Source organism: Nocardia sp. bgisy134, from assembly GCF_965341865.1.
Lineage (GTDB): Bacteria > Actinomycetota > Actinomycetes > Mycobacteriales > Mycobacteriaceae > Nocardia.
Map to the genome: position 1 here is coordinate 865,311 of NZ_CBDQZP010000001.1, position 24,796 is coordinate 890,106.

Consider the following 24,796-nt stretch of genomic DNA (forward strand, 5'->3'; position numbering starts at 1 on the left):
ACCGGATACGCGGGGCGCGGTGTCGGTCGCCTGCGCGGCTGCGGCGCTCGTATCGGGGGGATGCATGTGGTGTCGGTCCCCCCGGCAAGGTCGGCGGCCGCAACCGCGAGCGAATAGGTCGGCGATCAGTTTAATGGTTCGCCGAGAACACTATCCCGCTGGTACGTGCGGTTCATCCCGAGTAACGCCCTTGGCGCCGGTAATTCGGTTTGCCGCCAGTTTCCCCGAGAGCAGCGCCGTCGGCACGCCGACGCCCGGCGTGGTGCCGCAACCGGCGATAACCACGTTGTCGCTGAACTTCGGGAAATTGCGTGGTCGAAAAGGTCCGGTCTGCCGGAAGAGATGCGCGACGGAGAACGGCGTGCCCGCGATCATGCCCTGTGCCTGCCAGGTGCGCGGGGTGTCCAGGTGATCGACAGTGAAGTGCTCGGCGATCCCCCGGTAGCCGCGCGCCTCCAGCACCGCGAGCAGCTCGCGCAGGTAGGGGCGGGCCAGCCGGTCCCAGTCGAGGGGAGCGCTCGTCAGGTTGGGGCACGGAGCGAGCAGCGAGAACGGCTCGTGGCGTCCGTCGGGCCGATCGATGTAGAGCCCGGGATCGGTCAGCGCGGGGCGGGTCAGCAGCAGTGAGGGGTCGCGCATCAGCCGTCCGCGCGCGGTGAGCCGGCCGCCGCGGCGCGGTGCGGCGGCGATCTCGTCGAAGGTGGTGTCCCATGCCGCGCCGAAGTCGATGGTGTGGTGCGCCTGCACCGGCCAGGTCGCGGCGATCTCGGCCGGGATGGTGCCGTGCGCGACCACCGCCGACGGCGCGGCCCGCAGCCCGCGCCTCGGCCGGACGCCGAAGCGTTCCATCGAGCCGAAGTCGGCGGTGAGTATCACCGCGTCGCAGTCCAGTGCGCGTCCGTCGGCGGTGCGCACCCGGCGGGCCCGCCTTCCCTCGTACTCGATCCCGGTGACCTCGGTGTTCAGCCGCAGCACCCCGCCCGCGGCGGTGAACGCCTCGGCCATGGTGGCGGCGATGGCGCGCATGCCGCCCTCGGGGAAGTAGACGCCCAGGGAGGTGTCCATGTGCGGGATCGCGCCGTAGACGGCCAGCGCGTCGGAGGGAGCCATGCCCGCGTAGAGCGCTTGGAAGGTGAACAGCCTCGCCAGCCGCGTGTCGGTCAGGATCCGGCCGACGCGCGGTCCGAGTCTGCCGAACCCGCCGAGCCGAACCAGCTCCGCCAGCGCGGCGCGTTTGCGCGGCGACCGCACCATGTCCAGCGGCGAGTCGAAGTTGGTGTCCATGAACTCGGTGAACTCGGCGCGGTAGACGCGCGCCAGCCAGTCGCGGAGCCGTCGGTAGCGGTTCGCCTCGCCGGGGCCGCAGGTGCGGGCGACCTCGTCGGCCATGGCGTCCGGGTCGGCGAACACCCGGATGGTGGAGTCGTCGGCGAAGCGCGCGTGGTAGCTCGGCGCGAGCCGGTGGATGCGCAGCGGGGCCGGGCCGGATTCGGGTGTCCGGCCGACGGCGGCCAGCGCGTCGGTGATCAGTTCCGGCAGCGTGAGCACCGTGGCGCCGTTGTCGATCTCGTAGTCCGGCCCGCGATACCGGCCGACCCGCCCGCCCGGATGATCGGCCCGCTCCAGCAGCGTGACCGACCGTCCCGCGCCGGTGAGATACAGCGCGGCGGCAAGACCGGACAGGCCCGCGCCCACGACGACCACCCGATCGGTCGGTCCCGCAACGGTTTTCATTCGACTTCTCCTCGACCGCCGGGCACGGCGGGCTACCCGTGAAACTCTGCGTCGGCCGGCGCCGCGTCGATCACCGGACGACGCGGCCGTTTTCACACCGCGGGGGCCGGTCCCTGCCTGTGCGGTATTCCGCCGCAATCCCATGCCTGCCGGTCGGTAGGTGGATCGCTACGCGGCGTGCGGCGCCGGTCGACTCGTCGGCCGACGCTCGAAAGACGGGGGACTCAGTCCTCGGCCGACCGAGGGTCCCGCGGCGCCGAACACGCGCGCGGGACACGGACGCCGCGCCGGGTGGGCAGGGCGGCGCCCAGGATCAGCCGACGTTCGGTCAGCGCGGCCGGGGACTTCCCTCGGCGCTTGCCCGTGCTGCGCGGGGCCGGGCCTGCGCCGACGGCGATCACGCGATCGGCTGGTCCCACAACGGCTTTCATGCGGTCCTCCTGGTTGCGGCCAGTGCCATACCGCGCAGTTGCTCTTTGGCGGCGGGGGTGGCCGAGCTGGAATCTATGGCGGCTAGGCCGCGGTCGGTGAGGTCGGCGATGCGGCGTTCCACTTCGTCGACGGCGCCGAGCTCGGTGAGCACGGCGCGCAGGCGCGTGACATCCTCGGCGCCGAGATCGGTGCCGATGCTGGTGCGCAGCAGGTGCGCGGCGGACGGGTCGGTGGCGTCGGCGCGGCGCAGCGCCTCGGCGAGCAGCACGGTGCGTTTGCCCTCGCGCAGGTCGTCGCCGGAGGGTTTGCCGGTGACCTCGGGATCGCCGAACACGCCGAGCAGGTCGTCGCGCAGCTGGAAAGCGATCCCGATGTCGGTGCCGAAGGTGCGGTAGGCCGCGATCAGATCGCGGTCGGCGGCGGCGATAGCGGCGCCGAGGTGCAGCGGGCGCTCCACGGTGTAGGCGGCCGTCTTGTAGCGGTTGATGCGCAGCGCGGCGTCCACCGACTCGTCGCCGACCGCCTCGCCGTTGATGTCGAGCAGCTGACCGCCGAGCACCTCGGTGCGCATCTGCGCCCAGACCGGCGCGAATCGCGCCAGCGCGGCCGGGGCGAGCCCCGCGGCGTGCACCAGGTCGTCGGCCCAGGCCAGGGCGAGATCACCGATCAGGATCGCGACGCTGGCGCCGAAGTGGGCGGCGTCGCCCGACCAGTCGCGCTCGCGATGGCGCTGCTCGAAATCGACGTGCACGGTGGCGAAGCCGCGGCGGGTGCGGGAGGAATCGATGATGTCGTCGTGGATGAGCGCGCACGCCTGCACCAGTTCGAGCGCGGAGCAGGCGGCGAGCACCGCGCCCGCTTCGTCGCTGTCCGGGTCGCCGCCCGCCCCGAGCCAGCCGGTCCAGGCGAACGCGGGCCTGGTGCGCTTGCCGCCACGGAGCACGAACAGCTCCAGGGCGTCGGCGGCGTCGACGAAGACCGGGCCGAGCGGCTCCACGAGGGGCCGCCGGGTGGCGAAGAAGTCGGTGAGGCGGTCCTGCACCGCCGCGACGAAATCGGGCGTACCGGGGATCGGCGTCCGCTGCGCGTCGGCGGGCGTTGCCGGGGTTCGTGTCGGAGTACCGGGTCCGGCGGACAGAGGAACCTCCAGGGTCACGGGTGTGGTCGCGCCGGTCGAGCGCGACGAGTGGTCTGTGAGCGAGCGTGTGTCACCGCCGCCCGGGTCGGCGCGATCGCGGCGCACGTCCGGTCCGGCCGCAGCGATAGTGGTGCCGTATCAGAGAATACGCGGCCATCCCATCCTGTCGGCGACCAACCTCCGCCTCGAAACAACCACTGATGGGGTGGTCGGACATAGGACGTCTCGCGCCCGGCGCGCGGCCGGAGTTACGCGGAACGAGTGCGACCGGACGAAGCCCGCCGACGGGCCCCGCGCACGGCCGCGACGGCAGCGGATATCCGCCGGAGCCGGAGTGAGCGCGCATGTCAGGACGGCCGTCCCACTACACTGAACCGGTGACTTTCGATTCCGTGCGGGGACGTTCGACCCCAGGGCGCCCGTCCCCGACGCCACCGATCGTCTCGGGAACGCCTTCGGTTGTGCAGAGCTTGCAGGTCCATTCGGGCCGGAACGTACCGTTCTCCGTCGAGTTCAACCCGCCGCGCGATGCCGCGGGCGAGGCCAGGCTCTGGCGCGCCGTGCGCGAGTTCGAGCGCATGCATCCGGCGTTCGTGTCGATGACCTACGGGGCGGGCGGTTCCACCAAGGACCGCACCGTGCGGGTGACCGGTCAGCTGGCGCAGGAGACCACCCTGCTGCCGGTGGCGCACCTGACCGCCGTCGGGCACAGCGTGGCCGAGCTGCGCTCGCTGGTCGGCGCGTACGCCGACTCCGGCATCCGCAACATCCTGGTGCTGCGCGGCGACCCGCCCGGCGACCCGCTCGGCGAGTGGCACAAGCACCCGGAGGGTGTGGAGTACGCCGAGGAACTGGTCCGCATCGTCCGCGATCTCGGCGATTTCCACGTCGGTGTCGCCTCCTTCCCACAGGGTCATCACCGCTCCCCGGACCTGGACTCCGACACCGCCTTCCTGGCCGCGAAACTGCGTGCCGGGGCGGAATATTCGATCACCCAGATGTTCTTCGAGGTCGAGCACTACCTGCGCCTGCGCGACCGGGTCGCGGCCTTGGATCCGATCGAGGCCGCCAAGCCGATCATCCCGGAGCTGATGCCGATCACCTCGCTGCGCACCGTGGCGCGGGCCGAGGAACTGTGCGGCCGTCCGCTGCCCGACGCGGTGCTGGCGCGGCTGCGCAAGGCCGCGGGCGACGGCCCCGAGGAGGACCGCGCCGCGGTGCGCGAGGTGGGCATCGAGATCGCCACGGAGATGGCGCAGCGGCTGATCGACGAGGGCGCGCCCTGCCTGCACTTCATCACCCTGAATTTCGCCAAGGCGACCAGCGAGGTGCTGACCAACCTCGGCTACGGCGTCACCGCGGCGCCCGTCAGCGCCTAGACGACACCGCGCCGGTGCGCTCGATGGCGCACCGCACCGGGTGCGCTCGACGCACAGCGCTGGTGCGCTCGATGGCCACCGCGCCGGATGCGAGCGATGGCGCAGCGTGTCGAGCGTGCCCGAGGCTCAGTGCCGGTGTGCTCGATGAGTCGCAGCCCCGGATGTGCTCGATGGCACAGCGCCGGGTGCGCTCGAGGCACAGCGTCGACGACAGCGTGTCGAGCGTGCTCGAGGCTCAGTGCCGGTGTGCTCGATGGGCCGCAGCCCCGGATGTGCTCGATGGCACAGCGCCGGGTGCGCTCGAGGCACAGCGTGTCGAGCGCGCTCGAGGCACAACGCCGGTGCGCTGCGAGGCCGCGGCGCCGGGGTGCGCTCGATGGCACCACGTCGATGACAGCGTGGCGAGCGCGCGCCTCTGATCGCTCGACGACCGCACGCCGATGCCCCGCCGGTCGACGACCGGCGGGGCATTCGCACATCAGGCGGCGCGGGCCGCTCGCAGCCCCCACGCCTCGGCCAGCAGCCGATGGGATTCGAGCCGGTCGGCGTGCTCGTGGGCGACGCTGGTGATCAGCAACTCGTTCGCGCCCGTGACCTGCTGCAAGGCGGCGAGCCGTTCCACCACCGTGCTCGGCGACCCGACGAACTGGGTGGCCAGCCGGTCGTCCACCAGCCGCCGCTGATCGGGGGTCAGCGGGCCCGCGGCGTCCGGCGCGAGGAACTCGGCCGCGCCCGCGCCGCTGCGGATGCTGTACACCCAGTGCCCGTAGCCCGAGGCGAGCTCTCTGGCCTTCGCGTCGTCGGCGCCGACCACCACGTCGGCCGACACCACCACGTACGGCTCGGACAGGTACTGGGAAGGGCGGAACGCCGCGCGGTAGGCGGCGACGGCGTCGAGCGCGGAGCCGGGCGCCACGTGATAGGCCGCCGCGAACGGCAGTCCGAGCCTGCCCGCCAGCTCGGCGCTCTCGCCGCCGGAGCTGCCGAACAGCCACAGCTGCACCTGCGCGTTCTCACCGGGGACCGCGTGCAGCGGAATGCCGTCCTCGCTGACGTAGGTGCCCGCGAGCAGGGCCCGCACCTCGGCGATCTGGTCGGCGAAATCCGGCGCCTGCGCGCCAGGCTGTTGCAGTGCGCGCAGCGAGGCCACGAAACGGGACCGGTCGATGAAGCGGCCCGCATCGAAGGGCGGCGGGACCACCACGCCGTCGCGGATCTCGGTGCGTCCGGTCGCGGTGTCGACCACCGGCCTCCCGCCCTTGGGATGCTCTGGCTCCGCGCCGAATTGGGCCCGCCGGTGGCCGGAACGCCCGAGCCCGAGGTCCAGCCTGCCCGGGTACAGCGCGTCGATGGTGCCGAACGCCTCCACGATCGAGGCCGAGGTGTGGTGGCCCACCTGCACCGCCGCCGAACCCACCCGAATCCGGGAGGTGTTGGCCGCGACCAGTCCGATCAGGGTGATCGAGCTGGAACTGGCCACCGCGACGAAATGGTGTTCGGCCAGCCAATACCGGTGATAGCCCCACTGTTCGGCGTGCTGGGCCAGGTCGACGGTGTTGCGCAGCGCCTGCTGCGCGGTGGACCCGGCGCTGATGGGGGACAGGTCGAGGATGGAGAGCGGGACCGTCACGCCTGCCTCCTCGCGAGCCGGGGATCCTGCTCGCCCGCCTCGATGGCCACCCGCAGCCGGTTCTGCTCCGGCGCCACCGGGCAGGTCGCGAAATCGGTGAAGGCGCAGGGCAGATTGGCCGCCCGGTTGAAGTCGAGCAGCACCGAGCCGTCGGCGTCCGGCGCGGCGACGCTCAGCGACCTGGCCGCGGGATACGTGGTGACGCCGCTGGTGGCATCGGTGAACAGGATGCGCAGCCCGTCTCCGGCCTGGAACGCGACGACGCGTTCGGTGACAGCGCCGAGGGTGAATTCGAGGGTGCCCGCGGCGGTGTGGTGGTGCTCGAGCCCGTCGACCACCGCCGCGGTGACGACGGTCCGCGGCTCGGCGAACGGTTCGAAGCGGCCGGGTACGATCCAGCGCGAATCCGGCTCGTAGGCGGGGATGCCCGTGAACGCGGCCAGGGTCGGGGCGGCGGGATCGTGAATCCGCACGGCGTAACGTCCGGTACGCCGGATCACCTCGAGCAGGCGCTGCTCGTGGCGGACCTCGAGACCCGGCGCGCCTTCGACCGGGGTGAGGATCTGCACGCCCGCGATGTCGGTGCCGTCGAACGTCAGGCGGTCGGCCGGTTGCGCGGTGATGAACACCTTGTTGTCGGTGACCCACCAGGTGCCGGGTACGTCGGGCAGGCGCTCGGGCTGGTCGGTGAGCCAGTGCAGTCCGGTCAGGCTGAGAAAGCCGAGCCGGTCGCGCAGCTGGTCCTCTCGCGCGGCGTGCCAGGCGGCCCACTCGGTGTCGAAACTGGTTGCGGTGGTTGCGGTCATGACGCTCTGGCTCCTTCGTGGACGGATGTGCGGTGGTGGGGGTGGCGCAGGCCGAGATGGTCGCGCAGGGTGTCGCCGGTGTACTCGGTGCGGAAGCTGCCGCGCTCCTGGAGTTCCGGGACGACGCGGTCGACGAACTCGTCGAGTCCGGCCGGTGTGAGGTGGGGGACGAGGATGAAACCGTCGGCGGCGTCGGTCTGCACGTATTCGTCGATGCGTTCGGCCACTTCGGCGGGCGTGCCGACGAACTGCTGGCGCGCGGTGACCTCGATGATCAGTTCGCGGATGCTCAGCTTCTCGGCCTCGGCCTTGGCGCGCCATGCCTCGGCGACCGCACGCGGATCCTTCGCGTGGCGCACCCGGCCCCTGGTGATGTTCACGTCGCCGGAGGGGTCGACCTCGGGCAGCGGGCCGTCCGGGTCGTAGCCGGAAAGGTCACGGCCCCAGACCTGTTCGAGGAACGCGATGGCGGTCTGCGGGCCCACCTGCTGGCGGCGGATGTGCCTGGCCCGGTCCTCGGCCTCGGTGGCGGTGTCGCCGAGCACGAAGGTGGCGGCGGGCAGGATCTTCAGCTCGTCGTGCGCGCGACCGTATTTGGCGAGGCGGCCCTTCATGTCGGTGTAGAACGCCTGTCCCGCCTCCAGCGTGCCGTGCCCGGTGAAGATGGCGTCGGCGGTGGCGGCGCCGAATTCGCGGCCGTCGTCGGAATCGCCCGCCTGCAACAACACCGGGTGACCCTGCGGGCTCGGCGGCAGCACGAAGCGCGCGGCGATGTCGAATTGCGCACCGCGGTGGCGGGTTTCGGGAATCTCTCTGGCGAAGACGCCCGCCTCGCGATCGACGACCAGCGTGTCGGCGGGCCAGCTGTCCCACAGTGCGCGCGCCACCTCGACCGTCTCGGCCGCGCGGCGGTAACGATCCGCGTGCTCCAGATATCCGCCGCGGCGGAAGTTCTCGCCGGTGAACGCGTCGGAGGAGGTGACGACGTTCCACGCCGCGCGCCCGCCCGACAGGTGATCCAGCGACGCGAACTGCTTGGCCAGCTCGAACGGTTCGTTGTAGGTGGAATTGATGGTGCCTGCCAGCCCCAGCTTCTCGGTGACTCCGGCCAGCGCGTTGAGCACCGTGAAGGTGTCGGGCCTGCCGACCACGTCCAGATCGTGGATGCGCCCGAGGTGTTCGCGCAGCCGCAGGCCCTCGGCGAGGAAGAAGAAGTCGAACAGGCCGCGTTCGGCGGTGCGGGCCAGGTGGACGAAGGATTCGAAGTCGATCTGGCTCTTGGACGCCGGATCGCTCCAGACCGTGGTGTTGTTCACCCCGGGGAAGTGCGCGGCCAGATGCACGGTCTTGCGCGGCTTGGCGGAACTCATGACGGTGTCCCTTCTTGAATCGTGGCGTAGCGGCTCACCGGGCGCGGCAGATCCAGCCGCTCGCGCAAGGTGGTGGCGGGTGCGGGCGGCACGGTGGGCAGCCTGCTCAGGGTGGCGTGCACCGCGAGCGGCCGCAGCACCACGCCGTCGGCAGCGCCCGAATCGGCCACGGCGGCGAGCAATTCGGTCAGCGAGTCGCCGGTGCCGACGTGTCGCAGCGCCGCGCCGGCGGCCCTGGTACCGACCTGCGGCGCGGCGAGCGCACCGGACACCGCCGCCGTCGCGGACGCCGACCAGCGGTCCAGCTCGGCCAGTTCCTCGTGCGCGCGCTCGGCGGTATCGGCGAGGTGGACGTCGATGTCGAGGAGCACGCGCGCGGCGTCCGGGTCGCGCTCCGCGCCGAGCAGTGCGCTGCGCAGCTCGGCGCGCCTGGCGTGCGCGGCGTCGAGATCCGGTGGGGCGATGCGAATCAGGTCGGCGCGGCGCACCGCGACCTGGATGCTCGGCCCTTCGTCGGCGCGGACCGCGACGATCGGCTGCCCCTGCGGTGAGCGCGGCGTGATCGACGGCCCCTTCACCGAGAAGTTGTCGCCCGCGTAGTCGATGTAGTGCAGCTTGTCCCTGTCGATGAAACGCCCGGTCGGCAGGTCGCGGATCTCCGCGTCGTCCTCCCAGGAATCCCACAGCCGCGTGACCACCTCGACGGCTTCGTCCGCCTCGTGCCACAGCGCCGCCGTGTCCTGAGCGCCCTTGCGGCCGAACGCCTTCGCCTGCTCGGCGCCCTCGGACACGGTGACCTCCCAGCCCGCGCGCCCGAGGGTGGCGAAGTCGAGGCTGGCGATCGCCTTGGACAGGTGGAACGGCTCGGTATGGGTGACCGGCGCCTGCGGCAGCAGGCCGATGCGCCGCGTGGCGGCCGCGGCGCGGGCCGCGATCGCCACTGCGTCGAGCCTGCCCTTGGCGATCTCGGCGCCGCCGGGCGGCAATCCGAAGGAATCAGGCAGGAAAACGGCGTCGGCTCCGGCCTTTTCGGCGGCGGTGATCGCGTCGACCCAGTAATCGGCGGTGAACAGGTCCTCGGCGCGCGAGTCCTGGCGTCGCCACGACGCCGGGTGCGCGCCGGTCCCGGTGAGTTCCACCGCGAGGAAGAAATCCGAATCCGGCATCATGCGGTCCTTTCCGTTGCGAAATCCATCAGGCGGCTCCTCGTGCTGGGGAGGGGATCGCGGAGAGCAATTCCCTGGTGTAGTCGTGGCGCGGATTCTCGAAGATCTCCGCGGTACGGCCGGTTTCGACGATGCGGCCGCGGCGCATGACGGCCACGTGGTCGCTGATCCGCCGCACCACGGCCAGGTCGTGCGAGATGAACAGGTAGCTCAGGTCGAGTTCGGATTGCAGGCGGTCGAGCAGTTCGAGGATCTGCGCCTGCACCGAGGCGTCCAGCGCGGAGACCGGCTCGTCCAGTGCCAACAGGTCGGGGTGCAGTGCCAGCGCACGCGCGATGGCCACCCGCTGGCGCTGGCCGCCGGACAGTTCCGCGGGCCGGCGTTCGGCGAAACGCTCCGGCAGCGCGACCTGGCCGAGCAGTTCCCGCACCCGATCGCGGCGGCCGACGCGGTCGCCGATCCCATACGCGCGCAACGGTTCCTCGATGATCGCGCCGACGCGCCAGCGCGGATCCAGTGAGGAGTACGGGTTCTGGTACACCACCTGGAACCGGCGCCGCAGCGTCCGCAGCCTGCCGCGACGGGCTGCGGTGAGATTCTCGCCGTCGAAGACGACGCTGCCGTGGTCGGCGTCGGTGAGCCGCAGCGCGATCCGCGCGGTGGTCGACTTGCCGGAGCCGGATTCGCCTACCAGGGAGAGGGTTTCACCGCGGCCCAGCTCGAAGCCGACGCCGTCGACCGCCGTGATGGCGTCGCCGGAGCGGGCGTGGAAGCGCTTGCGCACCTCACGCAGCACGAGCAGCGGTTCCCCGTTGCGCGGCCGTTCCGGTCGCGGCGGGCCGGGGGCCAGGCTCGGCGCGGAGCTCAGCAGCCGTTTGGTGTACGGATGCCGCGGCGCGGTGAGGATCTCCGCCGTCGGCCCGGACTCGACGACCTCGCCGCCGTTGAGCACCACCAGCCGGTCGGCGCGTTCGGCGGCCATCGCCAGGTCGTGGGTGATGAGCAACACCGCCGTGCCACGCGCCGTGGTGCGCTCGGCGAGCCGGTCGAGCACCCGCCGTGCCACGGTGGCGTCCAGCGCGCTGGTCGGCTCGTCGGCGATGATCAGCTCCGGACCACAGGCCAAGGCGATGGCGATCAGCACCCGCTGGCGCTGCCCACCCGACAGTTCGTGCGGGTACTGCTCCGCCCGCACCTCCGGGCGGTCCAATCCGACCTCGGTGAGCAGCTCCAGCACTCGTACTTGCGCACTGCGGCGATCGACGCGCCGATGCACGAGCATCGCCTCGGCCACCTGATCGCCCACCCGGCGCACGGGATTCAGCGAGAGCCCCGGGTCCTGCGGTACGAACCCGATCCGCGCCCCGCGCAACTTGCGCAGCGCTCGTTCCGAGCCGGTGTCGACCCGTTCGCCGTCGAAAGTGATGGTCCCCGAGCCGATCTCCGCGGTCGCGCCGAGCAACCCGATCACGGCGTGCGCCAGCGTCGACTTCCCGGAACCGGACTCGCCGACCAGTGCCACCACCTCGCCGCGAGCGACGCGCAGCGAGGCGCCTGCCAGCGCGGTGACCGGCCCCGCGGAAGAGCGGTAGTCGACGCGCAGTCGATCCACGTGCAGCAGTGCACCTTCCGCGGTGCCCTCGTCCTCGCGCCGAGCCGGACGCGCGGTGTCCTTCTCGGTGCTCGACGGGGTCGAGCCGTCCGCCGGTCGTTCGGTCGGCTCGTGTCGGGCGACTCGCGTAGCGCGACTCGCATCCGAGATCTCGCTGCCGCCAGGCGGTGACCCCTCGCCCTGCGATCGGGTTTCGGCGTCGCCTGGCTGCGCGGAGCGGGGTTCCGAGCGCGATGCGTCGGGTGGCGCGGCGGCGCTGTCTTCGGCGGGCTGCCGGTCGGCGTGGGCGGTGGTCGGGTTGCTCACGGCTGATCGGTCCTTCCTGCGGCGCGGCCGAGGCGCTGTGCGGCCAGCACGACGGCGATGATCACCAGCCCGGGGAGGGTGGTGAGCCACCAAGCGGTGGCGAGGTAGTTGCGGCCCTCGGAGATGAGCGAGCCCCATTCGGGGGTGGGCGGTTTGGTGCCGTAGCCGAGGAAGCTGAGCGCCGAGACCGAGAGCACCGCCATGCCGAACTCGACCGCGGCCAGCGCGAGCACGGGTTGGTAGGAGTTGGGCAGGACGTGCCGGGCGAGCACCGTGTACCAGCGCACCCCGGAAGCGTGCGCCGCCTCGACGTAGACCGCACGCCGCAGCCGAAGCACCTCCGAGCGCATCACCCGCGCGAAGTTGGCGATCAGCGAAACACCGACGGCGATGGCGACATTGCGGGTTCCGAACCCGAGCGCGGTGACCAGCGCCAGCGACAGCAGCAGCGCCGGAATGGAGAGCAGCACGTCCACTACGCGCATCGCGATCGCGTCGACGACACCGCCGATTGCTCCAGCCAGCAGCCCGAGCAGCGCCCCGGCCACCAAGGCCAGTGCGACGGCGGACAGCGTGGCGGTGAGCGAGAGCCCGGCGCCGTGCACCATCCGCGTGTACAGATCGCGCCCGAGGTTGTCCGTGCCGAACCAGTGCTGGGCGCTCGGCGGCTGGAACTTCTCGGCGGGTACGCCGGTGAGCGGGTCACCGCCGGCGAACAGCGACGGCGCCAGCGCCCACCCGAGCGCCAGCAGCGTCACCGCCGCCGAGAGGATCAGCCCGGCGTTGCGCGGGAGCGCCCGCAGGCTCGGCGCCGGTCGGCCCAAGCCGGGCAGCGCGATCCGGCGGGTCTTGTCGACCACGTCAACCACGGGCATTCCTCTCTCGATCCGCGGCGTTTTCGTCACACACGGACGAGCACCTCCTCCGCGATGTCCTCGGCCTCCGTCGCGTCGCCGCCGGAACGACCGCCGCGCACCGCGATCCGCGGATCGAGAAGCGGATACAGCAGGTCCACAGCCAGATTCACGGCCACGAACACCAGCGAGGTCAGCAGCACGATGCCCTGGACCACCGGAATGTCCTGGGCCAGCACCGAGATCTGCGTGAGCCTGCCGACGCCGGTGCGCGCGAACACCGTCTCCACGACGACCGAACCGGCCAGCAGGTTGCCCACCAGCACCCCCGCGATGGTGAACGCGGGCACGCTGGCCAGCCGGGCCACATGCCTGCGCTGCACCCACCAGCGCGAAGCGCCTTTGGCCAGCGCGACTTCGGTGAACGGCTGCCGCCATGTGGACTCCAGCCCGGCAGCGAGCACCTGCGCGATCACCGCGCCGATCGGGATGGCCAGGGTCAGCGCGGGAAGCACCGTGCCACGCAGTCCCTGTCCGCCGAACGCGGGCGCCAGGTGCCATCGGAACGAGAACAGCTGGAGCAGCAGCAGTCCCGTCCAGAACGTCGGCACCGAGACGCCGAGCGGTGGCACCGCGGCGAGCAGGTTGCGCAGCCAGGGCCTGCGCGTGTAAGTCGCGGCGAAGGCCACCGCCACCCCGCCCACGGTGGCGAAGAGCAGGGCGAGCGAGGCCAATCCGAGGGTCGAGGGCACGGCGTCACCGATCGCCTCGGTCACCGGCTGCCCGGTTGCGATGGAGAGTCCGAGATCGCCGCGGACCGCATTGCCGAGCGCGGTCCAATACTGGTCCCACAGCGGACGATCCAGCCCGTAGCGGGCCTGCAGCTCCGCGATCGCGGCCTTGTCGATCGGCGTTCCCGCGCCGCCGCCGTCGGCCGCGATGGAGACCGGGTCGGCGGGCAGCAGGTAGAGCACCACGAACGAGATGCTGAACGCCGCCCAGAGCACCCAGATCGCCTGCAGGACGCGCAGCGCCAGATAGCGGGCCATCTCAGTGTCCGCTCAGCCAGGTGTCGAAGAACTGCAGCCGGGCCGAGGCCTCGAACTTCAGGTCCCTGGTGTGCCCGGCGGCGCCGATCGCCTGGGAGAGCTCGATGGTCGGGATCCACAGCCCCGCCTCGAGCACCTGCTCCTGCGCGGTGCGGATGAGCGCGGTGCGCGCGGCGGGGTCGGCCGTGCTGAGCTGGTTGCGGAGGGCGTCGTCCAGTGCGGGAATGCGTTCGCGAGCATTGAAGTTGCGGCCGTCCACACTGAACGCCGTGCGCAGGATGTCGCCGTCGGCACGGGTGGAGTTGTAGTAGGTGGCGTCGAAATCCTTGGCGTTCTGCCGCGCGGTGTTCTCCGGTCCGGACACCAGGTCCAGCTTCAGTTCCACGCCGACCTGCCGCAGCTGCTGCTGCACCAGCTCGAGGATGGCCTGGTTGCCCGCGAACGCCTGGCTGAACAGCACCGAGAACGACAGTCGCTCACCGTTCTTCGCGCGGATGCCGTCGCCGCCCGGCGTCCAGCCCGCCTGGTCCAGGATGCTCTTCGCTGTGGCAGGGTCGTAGCTCACCCGCGCCGAGAAGTCCTGGTAGCCCGGCGTGGCGCTGGCCAGCGGGCCGCTGGCCGGCTTGAACTGCGGGCCGAGCACAGTGTCGACCAGTTGCTTGCGGTCGATGGCGGGCAGCAGCGCCTGGCGCACCGCGGGGTCACGCAGCGGACCGCGGGTCACGTTGGGCTGGAGGCCGAACGGCACACCGGGATTGGCCGTGCTGAGCAGACGCGCGCCCGCGGCCTCCAGCTGCGGCACGTCCTGCGGCAGCGCGTCGCTGATCGCGTCGAGCTGACCGGAGACGAGACTGCCGGTGCGCACGCCGGATTCCGGTACCACCGTGAATTCGATGCGGTCCAGGTAGGCCTCGCCCTGGTGCGTGAACACCGCGGAGCCCCAGCCGTATCCGGCGCGCTTGGCCAGCGTCGCCGACTGATCCTGGCGCCAGCCCGCGTAGGTGAACGGCCCGCTGCCGATGTTGTCGCCCAGGCAGCGCTGCTCGGCCGACTTGGCCGTCGTCGCGTCGGCGAGAATACCGAGCTGCACAGTCGACGAAGCCTGGAGGAACTGGGCATTGGGCTGGCTGAACTCCACGCGCGCGGTGAGCCGGTCCGCGGCGGTGGTGCTCACGTAGTTGGTGAGGTAGCTGGCGCCGAGCGGCGCCTTCGCCCCGCCCAGCCGCAGCACCGAATCGAAGGTGTTGCGCACCGATTCCGCGGTGAGCGGGGTGCCGTCGCTGAAGGTGACGCCGTCGGCGAGGTGGAAGGTGAACACCTTCGCGTCCGGGCTGATCTCCCAGCTGCGCGCCAGCCAGGGCTTCAGCTCACCGGTCTGCGGATCCTGGTCGGTGAGCGAATCGACGATCTGCCGCGCGACGTAGATGGTCTGGTTGGTGCCTGCCTGCGCCGGATCCGAGCAGGTCGGCGCCTGGGACAGCCCGTAGCGCAGGGTGCCGCCCGGGCGCGGCGGACCCGCGTCGCCCCCCGGCGCGCTCGAATCGCTGCCGCAGGCGGCCAGGGCGCTCGTCGCGGCGAGCGCGCCGACCAGCGCGAAAATTCGATGGCGGGTTCGGATCACGGTGTCACTCCAATGAGTTCGCTACTTGCGGTGTCGGCGGCCAACGGCCTGCTGGGAATTCGGCGGCGCAGCTCTGGCGCCACCTCGGATTGGAAGAGTTCGAGGCTGTCGCGGTGCTCGGCCACGGTGCGCCCGTCGCGCTCGGCGGACAGGTGGATCACCTCGTGACCGAATCGCTCGTATTGGCGGCCGACCTTGTCGATGACCTGTTCCGGGCTGCCGATCAGTGCGGAGCTGCGGTCGACGAAATCATCGAGGGTCTCGAACACGATGGGTAGACCGAGCTTTCGGCTCAGCGCCAGCCGTGCCTCGAAGATCGGACGGTAGGTGGTCAGCGCCTCCTGCGAGGTGCGCGCCACGTGGAAGCCCGCGGTGCCCGCCCCGACCAAGGCGTCGGCCGGGTCGTGTCCGTAGTGCTCCCACCGCTCGCGGTAGTGGCGGACCAGTTCGGCGTAGGGCTCGATGGGGTTGGTGACATTGGCCGAGAACAGCGGGTCACCGTGGCGCGCGGCGAGTTCCACCGAATCGCGGCTGGTCGCGCTGCCGTGCCAGATCCGGATGCGGGGCTGCAGCGGGCGCGGCAGCGCCTTGGCGCGCTCCAGCGGCGGACGGAATTGTCCCGACCAGGTGACGCTGTCGCTGGTCCACAGCTGCCGAAACAGCTCGTAGCCTTCGCGATTGCGCTCCCACTGATCGTCGGTGGTGACGTGGAACAACTGTGCCTGCGCCGCGCCGTTGCCCTTGCCGATGATCAGTTCGAGGCGTCCGGCCGCCAGGTTGTCCAGCGTCGAGTAGTCCTCGAAGGCGCGCACCGGATCCAGCAGGCTCAGCGTCGTCACCGCGGTGAACAGCGTGATGCGCGAGGTCACGGCCGCGATGTGGGACAGGAGCACCGGCGGCGCCGCGGACAGGAACGGATCCTCGTGACGCTCGCCGACGGCGAAACCGTCGTACCCGAGATCCTCGGCGAGCCTGGCCTGCTCGACCACGGACCGCAAGCGCTCCCTGGTCTCCGGCACCACGCCCGTCCGCGGATCCGGCACCCGCGTCACCAGCGTGAACAACAGGAACTTCATGCCGTCGCCTCCCATGCGCCGAGGTCGAGGAACTTCTCGAACGAGTGCGGCCCGACCTCTTCCGCGGGCAGCGCGGGATCGTAGAGCGCGGTGTACCCGGCCGCCAGGTACAGGCCGACCGCCTCCGGCTGGCGCGGTCCGGTGGTCAGGTGGATACGCCGGTAACCGCGGTCGGCGATCTCGGTCTCCAACCGCTCCAGCACGAACCGGCCGAGACCCTGCCTGCGGTGCTCGCGGGCGGTCCAGATCCGTTTGAGCTCAGCGGTGGTCGCGTCCAGCTGCTGGAAAGCGCCGCCCGCCACCGGTTCTCCGTCCTGGGTCACCACGAGCAGCCCGCCCTCGGGCGGCGCGAAGTGCGCGGCCGGATACCCGCGCAGATCGGAGTGCACCTCACCCGGGGTGCGGCCGTAGCGGCTGCTGTACTCGAGCGCCAGCTCGGCGAGCAGCGGCGCGGCCAGCGGGTCGTCCTGGGCGATCCAGTGCGCCCTGCGGATCGTCGATATTCCGTACGGCATCGGATCACCGCTGCTTCGGCAGGCCGGGCGGATTGATCCGCGATTCGGTGACGGCCTCGGTCTGGAGTCCCCAGCGGTCGATGACCCGCTGATAGAGCCCGGACTCGATGGCGTGCCGCAGCGCCTTCTGCACCGCGCCGATCAGCCCGTTGTTCTTCTTGGTCAGCACCCCGATCTCGCCCTGCAGCGCCTCGCCCGCGCCGGAGAAGGTCGCCACGATCTTGGTCTGGTTCGCCGTGCTCACGTGGTAGATCGCCGTCGGATTCGGGCCGAGATAGCCGTCGAGCCGCTGCGAGGCGAGCGCCAGGTAGTAATCGCTGGTCTTGTCGTAGTAGGCGATCTCGATCGCGGGCAGTCCCTCGGCGCGGTTCTGCTCGTTCCACTTCACCAGCAGCTGTTCCTGGTTGGTTCCGGTGCCGACGCCGATTCGCTTGCCCGCCAGGCTCTTGCGGTCCTGGTATCGCAGATCGCTTTTCGCGGGCACTTCCAGCGCGACGTTGTCGTGGCGGTAGGTGGCGAAGTCGTACTTCTCCTTACGCTCCTCGGTGACGGTCACGTTCGAGATGAACGCGTCCACCTCGCCCGAATCGACGCGCACGAAGTTCTGCGACCAGTCGGCCACGCCGGCCACCAGTTTCAATCCGAGGATGTCGGCGACCAGCGAGGCGAAGTCGACCTCGGAGCCGGCCACCGTCCTGTCGTCGGTGGCGTAGAAGCGCAGCGGCGGCGCGGTGCCGGACGCGCCGGTCACCACGAGGGTGCCGCGGTCGCGGATGGCCTGCGGGACCTCGGCGGCGATGGCGCCGACCTTGTCCGCGCGGATGCGCCCGGACTGCTCGGGCGACAGGTCGAACGCGACCGTGCCGTCGGAGGAGACCTGCAGGTCTTCGTCGGGGTCGGTGCCGCACGCGGTGACCAGCAGTGCGGCCGCGGCGAGTGCGCCGACCAGGGCGGAGAGCTTCATCGGGAACCTGTTCGTGACTGGGAGCGTCGGGGCGCTCGGCGGACCCGGCGCGGGAGCGCCGGCCGGACCGAGCGCGAAGACGCTCAACGGACTCGGGAAAGAAAAGCGCGGGTGCGCGGATGCCGGGGGTTGTCCAGGACCTCGCCGGGCGGGCCCTGTTCGACGATCACGCCCGCGTCGAGGAACACGACCGTGTCGGCGACCTCACGGGCGAAACCGATCTCGTGCGAGACGATCACCAGCGCGGTGCCGTCGTCGGCCAGATCGCGGATCACGTCGAGCACCTCGCCGACCAGCTCGGGGTCCAGCGCCGAGGTCGGCTCGTCGAACAGGATCACCCTGGGCCGCACGGCCAGCGCCCTGGCGATCGCCACCCGCTGCTGCTGCCCGCCGGACAGCCTGCGCGGATAGGCGTCGGCCAGTTCGTCGATGCCGACCCGCTCCAGCAGCGCCTTCGCCTCGCGCTCGACCTCGGCGCGGTCCCTGCGCTGGGCGGTGAGCGGCGCGAGGGTGACGTTCTCCAGCACCGTGAGATGCGGAAAGAGGTTGAACTGCTGGAAGACGAAACCGATGCGGGAACGCTGCTTGCGGACGTCGCGGTCCGAGAGCGGATGCAAGACGTTGCGCCGCAGGCGGTAACCGATCAGCTCGCCGTCGATGTGCACGGTGCCCGCGTCGACCGGCTCCAGGTGGTTTAGCACCCGCAGCAGGGTCGACTTGCCCGATCCGGACGGCCCGATTACGGCCACCACCTCGCCCGCGCGCACCGTCAGGTCGATGCCGTGCAGGATCTCGGTGCACCCGAACGACTTCCGCACGCCGTTGACCTGCACGGCGGGCGTCTCCAGCGCGGTCATCGGGTCGCTCCCCGCGGCGCGGCGGAACCGGACTCGGCGATCTCGCGGACTCGCTGACGCAGCTTCCGCCATGGCGTCGGCGGCAGGGTGCGCTGCGCGCCCTTGGCGTAGTGGCGCTCGATGTAGTACTGCGCCACCATGAGAATCGTGGTCAGCACGATGTACCAGACCGTGGCGACCATGAGCAGCGGCACCACCCGGCCGTTGCGGCCGTAGATCACCTGGACCTGGTAGAACAGCTCCGCGATCGCCATCACCGAGACGATCGAGGTGCCCTTGAACAGGCTGATCACCTCGTTGGTCGCGTTCGGCACGATCGAGCGCATCGCCTGCGGCGCCACGATGGTGCGGAACTGTCGCAGGCGCGGAATGCCCAGCGCCGCCGCCGCTTCCAGCTGGCCGGGATCGACCGAGATGAGCCCGGCGCGGATGATCTCGGCCGAGTACGCGGCCTGGTGCAGCGCGAGACCGATCACGGCGGCGGTGAATCCGCTGATCACGCCGTTGACTTCGAAGGTGAGGAACGACGGTCCGAACGGGATGCCCAGCGAGAGAGTCTGATACAGGTAGGCGATGTTGAACCAGAACAGCAGCTGCACGATCATCGGGATCGAGCGGAATGCCCAGATGTAGACCCACGCGATCACCTGCAGCACCGGATTGTTCGACAGCCGCGCCACCGCGAGCAGGGTGCCGATCAGGAAGCCGAGCGCGGTGCCCCACAGGGTCAGTTCCAGGGTCACCCGCAGTGCGGTCAGAACCGACTGCGCGGTGAAGTATTTCGCGAACGTCGGCCAGTCCCAGCCGGGGTTGGTGACCAAGCCGTGCACGAACTGGACGAGCAGGACCAGAGCGACCGCGCTGACCACCCAGCGCCACGGATGGCGGGTGCGCGCGACTGTGGGAGCGGTCTGTGCGCGGTCGGAATCGGCGCTGAGTTGCGCGACGCGGTCACCGGTCGACGCCGCGGTGTCGGGTGTCGCCGTGGCGGCGTCGGCCACCGCGTCGGCGAGCTGTGCGTCGGTGAGCTCTGCGTCGTCGAGTTGTGTGGCGTCGAGTTTCGCGGTGGCGTCGCGCTGTGCGGTGACGTTTGGCTGTGCGGTCGCGTCGCGCTGTGCGATGACGTCTGGCTGTGCCGTGACGCTGCGCTGTGCGGTGGTGTGGCCGGGTGTGGAGCCGGGTGGTTCGGCGTCGGACGCCGCGGCGGCGTCGGGTGCGAGAGACGCACTCATGTTCGGGCCCTTCGGAAGATCTCAGACGACCGCGCCTGGCGCTGGTCGGGTCGTCACCCGGCCAGCGACGGGTGCAAGGTCTGGCGCGTCAGCGCGAACAGCTGGCTGGGGTGGGACGGCAGGTCGTGTCGGGGTGTCGCGTCCGGCGGGCGCCACTGCGGGGGCAGATCATTCGGTCCTCCATCGTTCCTGGCGGAAGCACCCGCACCCGGTGGCCGGGGGGTTGCTGCGACGTCGGCGAGCCAGGTCTCTCAGTCGCTCTGGATGGTGTTGCGGACCCCGGTCCGCTCCGGGTGCAGCAGGGGTCGAGCCGAATCATCATGCGGATCAGGGCCGGAGCCGGACAAGGTTAGAAATCAGGGTGAGCACAGCCCTTTCGCCGCGCATCGCGGAGTGTGATCATTTGCGCGGTCGGCGGTTCCCGCACCGGATACCGCGAAGCGCTTGTCGTCGCGACGCCTCCAGCGCAAGCCAACGCTCCAGCGCAAGCCGACACCCCAGCGCAAGCCAACACCCCAACGCAAGCCGACGCGCCGAAAGCTTGCCAATTCGTGAAACGGCTGCTGAGCGAGTTTGCCGGAGTACGGTGTCCTCACCGTGCCGACGATGAGGAGCACCGCTGTGACTTTGTTGCGCCGCTTCACCACTCTCACCGCCGCCGCGACCGGCTCGGTCGCGCTGGCCTTCGGCGTTTGCGCCCCCGCCGTGGCGGCGCCCGCCCCCGCGCCCGCCGCCCCTGCGGCCTCGGCCGAACTGCCCGGCAAACAGCAGGCAGCCGCGCCCGGCGATCTGCTCGGCGCCTATCAGTCCACCGTCGAGGCGCTGCGCGGCTTCGGCATGGAGCCGTTCCTGTATCCGACCGCCGCCGCCTTCTGCGGCAACGGCAGCACTTTCGGTATGGTGCCCGCCGTTGCCGGTGCGATGCCGGGCCCCTGGCCCAAGACCACCGTCTCCATTCCCGGCCTGGATCTCACGGCGGTGAAGTCCGGTCAGACCATGTTCACCTTCGTGCCCTACGGCCTCGGCGCGGAGAGCCGCAACACCGCGGGCATGCAGGTGGCCTGGCTGAACGTGAGCAACGGACGCAGCGGCATCACCCAGATGGGCCCGCTCGCCGACATCTTCCGCACCATGGTCCCCGCCGCGGTCCCCGTCGAGCTGCGCGCGCAGACCGAACGCGCCATCCAGGACTTCTTCTTCGCCGCCCTTCCCGTCGGCGGTATCCGCGCGGTCCCCGTCGACACCGGCAAGGGCACCGTCCTCGCCGCGGTCTTCGGCAGCGTCGACAACGGCGATCGCACCTGCTTCTTCCTGCCGACGGTCGGCATCACCTCGGTGCCGTAAAGCCTGGCGGCACACCTGTTCACCGGACACCGGCTCGGTCCTCGGACCGGGCCGGTGTCGTGTGTTCAGCCCGCGTCGACCAGCGCGCGGCCCTTCCAGCGCAGCGCGCCCCGGCGTCGGGCGCGATGCGATCGCAGGACGAGGCGCTGGTACGCGGCGATGGAGAAGGGGTGCGCCGCCGCCGCGCATACGTCGGAAAGACGGAGGGGGCCACCGGATTCGAGCGAGCGGGCCAGCAGGCGGCCGGTGACGGCGGCGGCGTAGCCGAGCGCTCCGGCCCGGCGCGTCGCTCCGCTGCCGAGAAGTGCGGCCAGCGGGGGAAACCAATAGCCAAGGGCCAGTACCGTTCCCACGGCCGCGGCGGCCGAGCCGGAACCGCCGTAGGCGGACCAGAGCCAGCGTGTGTAGCCCGCCTCGACCTCGTCCGCGCCGCGATACATGCGGGTGCGCGCGAGCGGTCCCGCGGCGACGAGATGGGTGGTGCGACCCGCGCGGCGCAGGGCGCGGGCGATGTCGAGATCCTCGGTGGGGCTGCCCGCTACCGCGGCGTGACCGCCGACGGCGCGGTAGGCGTCGGTGTCGAAGGCGAGGAACTGGCCGCAGGCGACGGCCGTCGAGGGGCGGTGGCCGCGGTTGCCCAGCACGATCGGCAGCGTCGACGCCCAGGACCAGCAGAGCAGCGGCTGCACGAGCGCCTCGGCGACGGTCTCGGCCCGCTGGGCGGGCCACGGGGAGATCAAGGCCGCGCGCCGATCGCGGACCGCGCGCGCCGCCGCCGCGACGGCTCGCGGGGCCAGCCGCACATCGGCGTCGAGGAAGACCAGGATCGGCGCGTCGGCGAGTTCGGCGAGGCGGGCGCACGCCGCGGCCTTGCCGGTCCAGCCCGGCGGCGGATCGGATTCCGAGCGGATCACCTCGAATCGGGGATCGCCCGCGATCGCTGCGCTGGCGACGGCCGCCGTGTCGTCGGTGGAGCCGTCGTCGAGGATCAGCACCCGCAGGTCCGGCACCCCGGTCTGGGCGCGCAGGTCGGCGATCAGCGCGGGCAGCCGCTGCGCCTCGTCACGAGCGGGCACGCAGACGGTGACCGGTTCGGCCGCTGCGGCTTCCGCGTCCAGGCGCGGCATCGAGAACCGATTGACCGCCGCGATTCCGCATCCCGCGAGCGCGACGGCCGCACCCACCCGTCCGCTCAGCGCAACTGCTTGACCGACTGCCACCAACGCCGCCAGGAGAACTGGTGCTCGGGCACCTCGGGCGCGGCCGGGTTGCGGTCCATGTACGCCATGGCGGCGACGATCGCCGCGACCGCGAGGGTGATGCCGCCGACGATGCCCGCCCAGCCCGCGAAGGAGCGGGTGTTCGGGTCGGCATAGCTCACCTCGGCGCGCACCGTGGACACATCGCCCGGCGGCAGCTTCCACGAGACGGTGGAATCGCCTTCGCGGTTGCCGTTGGTCTTGGCCACCCTGGCCGGGAAGGCGACGGTGAACTGCACGTCGGAGCCGTGCGGCGGAACGGATTTCAGGTCGACGCGCCCGTTCAGGCTGACCAGGTCGCCGCTGCGCTGGAATTGCAGCTGGAACATGCCCTGCGTCTGCTCGGACAGCATGCCGAGCTGCTGCACCTCGCCGAAGGAGAGGTCCTCGAAGAAGACCTTGCTGCCCACGTACCCGTCCTGGCTGTAAGGCTCGACGCGGATCTTCGCCGCCAGCGTCTCGGGCGCTTTGAGCTGCGGTCCCTTGTCGTCGGGCCCCGCGGGCACCACGGCGGCCACGATCCGCCCGGACACCCGATCGTTGGACGACACGCCCATCGATGCCTGCACCCGCAGGCACCCGGCCAGCGCCGGAGCCAACAGCGCCGCGAGCAGCACGGCCGCGGCTACCCGCACCCGGGTGCGTGGCGCGCGCCGCGTCGGTCGATCCGGGACATCGGGCATCGGGATGGCGGGACTCGGTTGCACGGCTCACATCGTGCCAGGCCGAACGCCCGAATCGCCACGCGGCAGCCGCGACACGACGGCACGCCGCACCTTCCGGCGCGGCGCCGCAGCGCGCCCCGCCCTGTAATACGTGCTCGCTCCGTATCCGGCCGCTCGCCGCCGAGCCGAGCTCGAACAATTGACTGTTTGGTAAATTTTGCTCTGCGAGTGGGCGCCGACAGCGCTCGGGGAAGGTGGGAACGGTCGTGGCGGGATCCGCTGGAACCAAGGGAGTGCCACGCGCAGAGCGTGAGGCGCAGATCCTCGACGTCGCGGCCGCCGAGATCAGCCGGGTCGGCTATGCGGGTCTGTCGCCCGCGGTGGTGGCCGCCAAGGCGGGAGTCTCCAAGCCGCTGGTGTACGCCTACTTCGAGACGAAGGACGGCCTGTACGTGGCGTGCGTGCGACGGGCGGCGACGACGCTCGGCGACGCGATCGATGCCGCGATCGACGGCCCCGCCACGCTGGAGCTGGCCGAACGCACGCTGGCGGGCATCTTCGGTGCGCTCGAGCCGCGCCCGCACGATTGGCACGTCGTCTTCGACCGATCGCACCCGGACGAGGGGCCCGCCTCCGACGCGGCCCGCGCCGCCCGGCGCCGCATCGCCGAGCAGGCCAATCGCGGGGTCGCCGCCTTCCTGGCCGGTCGCGGGATCACCGATTCCGACGATCTGTCCGCGTTCGCGGCCGTGTGGATGGGAACCGTGACGGCGCTGGTCGGCTGGTGGTTGCGGAACCCTGGCGAGACCGCGGAGGCGATGACCGCGCGCACCCGCCGCCTGCTCGCCGCGCTCGCCTGACCTGCTCCGGCCGTCGCCGCGCCCACGAATCCCGAACGGCGCCGGCTCATTGCTCGTGCAGGTTGTTACTCGTGCGGGCCTAATTGCTCGTGCCGGGACCGATGCCGGGCCAGGTGGATCAGCAGCGGCACCCCCAGGGGACTCATCCCGAGGGCGCCGTACCAGGCCGAGGACGGCAGATCGAGGAAGACCGCGTGGGCGACGAGGGAACCGAGCCAGGTCCAGAGGAACACCGCGACGGGAACGGCCAGGGAGGCGGCGGAACGCGCCCGGGTCGGCGCAGGAGCGGCGCGATCCCAGACCGCGAGCAGCAGCGCCATCAGCAGGCCGACGCAGCACCAGCCGAGGTAGTTGGTGAGCGGGATGTCGGCCAGGCCTGGCAGCCCGGAATCGGTGTCGCACCAGGTCCATTGGCCGTCGGCGACCATCTGCGGATCGAGGTACAGGTCCCAGCCCACGGCGCCGATCGTGGTCAGTGCGACCCGCACCGAGGTCCGCCTGGTCACGATGCCCGCCACGATCCACACCGGATACATCCCGCCGGTCCAGGCCAACGGCACCAGCAGGGGCACGCCCGCGAGGGCGGGCCCGATCCGGTCCTCGGCGTACTCGTAGCAGCCGAACGGGATACCGGTCGCCACGCCGAGCATCTCCGCGAGCAGGCCGACGCCGGAGACGATCACCAGAAAGCCCATCGCGTAACGGGTGCCGCGGGTGGCGGCGGCGTGCGCGAGCGCCGTGCCCGCGGAGAGCAGCACGATCACCACGGTGATCCGGTCCCGCGCCGCGCCGTCGGTGAGCGGATAACCGATCTGGGCGAGCACGAGCAAGACCGCGAGCAGCACCGGCGCGGGGTGGCGCACCGACCGCACCCGCGACCACGCCCGCCGCGCGCGCGTCCGGTGTTCCCGCGTCCGCATCCCGGAG

22 protein-coding genes and 1 riboswitch are annotated in these 24,796 nt (G+C 71.2%); of the genes, 3 read left to right on the forward strand and 19 right to left on the reverse strand.

The features are described from left to right. Positions 1 to 150: 150 nt before the first annotated feature. The 3 genes from crtI to ACRWNM_RS03880 all read right to left on the reverse strand — a co-directional run bounded on the left by crtI (position 151) and on the right by ACRWNM_RS03880 (position 3,316). The gene (gene crtI / locus ACRWNM_RS03870; RefSeq protein ID WP_431963483.1) at positions 151 to 1,734 is read right to left on the reverse strand and encodes a phytoene desaturase family protein; all 1,584 of its coding nucleotides are present in this window, start codon (positions 1,732 to 1,734) and stop codon (positions 151 to 153) included. 224 nt (positions 1,735 to 1,958) lie between these two features. Next, entirely contained in the window at positions 1,959 to 2,165 is a 207-nt protein-coding gene (locus tag ACRWNM_RS03875) for a hypothetical protein (RefSeq protein ID WP_431963485.1), read from the reverse strand. Then, a complete protein-coding gene (locus ACRWNM_RS03880; RefSeq protein ID WP_431963604.1) occupies positions 2,162 to 3,316 on the reverse strand; it encodes a polyprenyl synthetase family protein in 1,155 nt (384 codons plus the stop codon). The genes ACRWNM_RS03875 and ACRWNM_RS03880 overlap by 4 nt, the downstream gene beginning before the upstream one ends. 365 nt (positions 3,317 to 3,681) lie before the next feature. Here ACRWNM_RS03880 and ACRWNM_RS03885 point away from each other — a divergent pair, with 365 nt between their 5' ends. Beyond that, the gene (locus ACRWNM_RS03885) at positions 3,682 to 4,683 is read left to right on the forward strand and encodes a methylenetetrahydrofolate reductase (protein ID WP_431963486.1); all 1,002 of its coding nucleotides are present in this window, start codon (positions 3,682 to 3,684) and stop codon (positions 4,681 to 4,683) included. 478 nt (positions 4,684 to 5,161) lie between these two features. On the opposite strand, the gene ACRWNM_RS03890 is transcribed toward ACRWNM_RS03885, so the two are convergent. The 13 genes from ACRWNM_RS03890 to ACRWNM_RS03950 form a co-directional block, all read right to left on the reverse strand. Beyond that, entirely contained in the window at positions 5,162 to 6,313 is a 1,152-nt protein-coding gene (locus ACRWNM_RS03890; RefSeq protein WP_431963488.1) for an LLM class flavin-dependent oxidoreductase, read from the reverse strand. Next, on the reverse strand, positions 6,310 to 7,119 hold the full coding sequence (locus ACRWNM_RS03895) for a DUF1684 domain-containing protein (protein WP_431963490.1): 810 nt from the start codon (positions 7,117 to 7,119) through the stop codon (positions 6,310 to 6,312). Before ACRWNM_RS03895 ends, ACRWNM_RS03890 begins: the two co-directional genes overlap by 4 nt. After that, a complete protein-coding gene (locus ACRWNM_RS03900; protein ID WP_431963492.1) occupies positions 7,116 to 8,489 on the reverse strand; it encodes an NtaA/DmoA family FMN-dependent monooxygenase in 1,374 nt (457 codons plus the stop codon). The genes ACRWNM_RS03895 and ACRWNM_RS03900 overlap by 4 nt, the downstream gene beginning before the upstream one ends. After that, positions 8,486 to 9,655, reverse strand: coding sequence for an LLM class flavin-dependent oxidoreductase (locus ACRWNM_RS03905; protein ID WP_431963494.1), 1,170 nt, complete (start codon positions 9,653 to 9,655; stop codon positions 8,486 to 8,488). The genes ACRWNM_RS03900 and ACRWNM_RS03905 overlap by 4 nt, the downstream gene beginning before the upstream one ends. Before the next feature lie 28 nt (positions 9,656 to 9,683). Further along, positions 9,684 to 11,276: a dipeptide ABC transporter ATP-binding protein gene (locus ACRWNM_RS03910; protein ID WP_431963606.1), complete on the reverse strand. Its 1,593-nt coding sequence runs from the start codon at positions 11,274 to 11,276 to the stop codon at positions 9,684 to 9,686. 293 nt (positions 11,277 to 11,569) lie between these two features. After that, positions 11,570 to 12,448: an ABC transporter permease gene (locus tag ACRWNM_RS03915; protein ID WP_431963496.1), complete on the reverse strand. Its 879-nt coding sequence runs from the start codon at positions 12,446 to 12,448 to the stop codon at positions 11,570 to 11,572. A 26-nt stretch (positions 12,449 to 12,474) separates the two neighbouring features. After that, complete coding sequence (locus tag ACRWNM_RS03920) at positions 12,475 to 13,476, reverse strand: ABC transporter permease (protein ID WP_431963498.1); 1,002 nt, start codon at positions 13,474 to 13,476, stop codon at positions 12,475 to 12,477. Position 13,477: 1 nt separating this feature from the next. Further along, positions 13,478 to 15,097 (reverse strand): ABC transporter substrate-binding protein, encoded by a 1,620-nt coding sequence (locus ACRWNM_RS03925; protein ID WP_431963500.1) that lies wholly within the window; start codon positions 15,095 to 15,097, stop codon positions 13,478 to 13,480. Next, positions 15,094 to 16,173, reverse strand: coding sequence for an LLM class flavin-dependent oxidoreductase (locus tag ACRWNM_RS03930; RefSeq protein WP_431963502.1), 1,080 nt, complete (start codon positions 16,171 to 16,173; stop codon positions 15,094 to 15,096). The genes ACRWNM_RS03925 and ACRWNM_RS03930 overlap by 4 nt, the downstream gene beginning before the upstream one ends. After that, a complete protein-coding gene (locus ACRWNM_RS03935) occupies positions 16,170 to 16,688 on the reverse strand; it encodes a GNAT family N-acetyltransferase (RefSeq protein ID WP_431963505.1) in 519 nt (172 codons plus the stop codon). The genes ACRWNM_RS03930 and ACRWNM_RS03935 overlap by 4 nt, the downstream gene beginning before the upstream one ends. Positions 16,689 to 16,692: 4 nt before the next feature. Then, positions 16,693 to 17,652 carry an ABC transporter substrate-binding protein gene (locus ACRWNM_RS03940; protein WP_431963507.1) on the reverse strand — a complete coding sequence of 320 codons (960 nt, stop codon included), beginning with the start codon at positions 17,650 to 17,652 and terminating at the stop codon, positions 16,693 to 16,695. An 83-nt stretch (positions 17,653 to 17,735) separates the two neighbouring features. Continuing rightward, complete coding sequence (locus ACRWNM_RS03945) at positions 17,736 to 18,509, reverse strand: amino acid ABC transporter ATP-binding protein (protein WP_431963509.1); 774 nt, start codon at positions 18,507 to 18,509, stop codon at positions 17,736 to 17,738. Continuing rightward, positions 18,506 to 19,510: an amino acid ABC transporter permease gene (locus ACRWNM_RS03950; RefSeq protein ID WP_431963608.1), complete on the reverse strand. Its 1,005-nt coding sequence runs from the start codon at positions 19,508 to 19,510 to the stop codon at positions 18,506 to 18,508. The genes ACRWNM_RS03945 and ACRWNM_RS03950 overlap by 4 nt, the downstream gene beginning before the upstream one ends. 408 nt (positions 19,511 to 19,918) lie before the next feature. Then, a riboswitch (SAM riboswitch) is annotated at positions 19,919 to 20,012 on the reverse strand. A gap of 335 nt (positions 20,013 to 20,347) precedes the next feature. Between ACRWNM_RS03950 and ACRWNM_RS03955 the strand changes: the two genes are divergently transcribed. Next, positions 20,348 to 21,085 carry a hypothetical protein gene (locus ACRWNM_RS03955; protein WP_431963511.1) on the forward strand — a complete coding sequence of 246 codons (738 nt, stop codon included), beginning with the start codon at positions 20,348 to 20,350 and terminating at the stop codon, positions 21,083 to 21,085. Positions 21,086 to 21,150: 65 nt separating this feature from the next. Here ACRWNM_RS03955 and ACRWNM_RS03960 read toward each other — a convergent pair whose 3' ends face one another. Both ACRWNM_RS03960 and ACRWNM_RS03965 read right to left on the reverse strand, forming a co-directional pair. Beyond that, positions 21,151 to 22,317: a glycosyltransferase gene (locus ACRWNM_RS03960; protein ID WP_431963610.1), complete on the reverse strand. Its 1,167-nt coding sequence runs from the start codon at positions 22,315 to 22,317 to the stop codon at positions 21,151 to 21,153. Continuing rightward, complete coding sequence (locus ACRWNM_RS03965; RefSeq protein WP_431963612.1) at positions 22,278 to 23,027, reverse strand: LppM family (lipo)protein; 750 nt, start codon at positions 23,025 to 23,027, stop codon at positions 22,278 to 22,280. Before ACRWNM_RS03965 ends, ACRWNM_RS03960 begins: the two co-directional genes overlap by 40 nt. A gap of 248 nt (positions 23,028 to 23,275) precedes the next feature. On the opposite strand from ACRWNM_RS03965, the gene ACRWNM_RS03970 reads away from it, so the two are divergent. After that, positions 23,276 to 23,869, forward strand: a complete 594-nt coding sequence (locus ACRWNM_RS03970) for a TetR/AcrR family transcriptional regulator (protein ID WP_431963513.1) — start codon at positions 23,276 to 23,278, stop codon at positions 23,867 to 23,869. Positions 23,870 to 23,934: 65 nt separating this feature from the next. On the opposite strand, the gene ACRWNM_RS03975 is transcribed toward ACRWNM_RS03970, so the two are convergent. Then, on the reverse strand, positions 23,935 to 24,789 hold the full coding sequence (locus ACRWNM_RS03975) for a carotenoid biosynthesis protein (protein WP_431963515.1): 855 nt from the start codon (positions 24,787 to 24,789) through the stop codon (positions 23,935 to 23,937). Positions 24,790 to 24,796 lie beyond the last annotated feature (7 nt).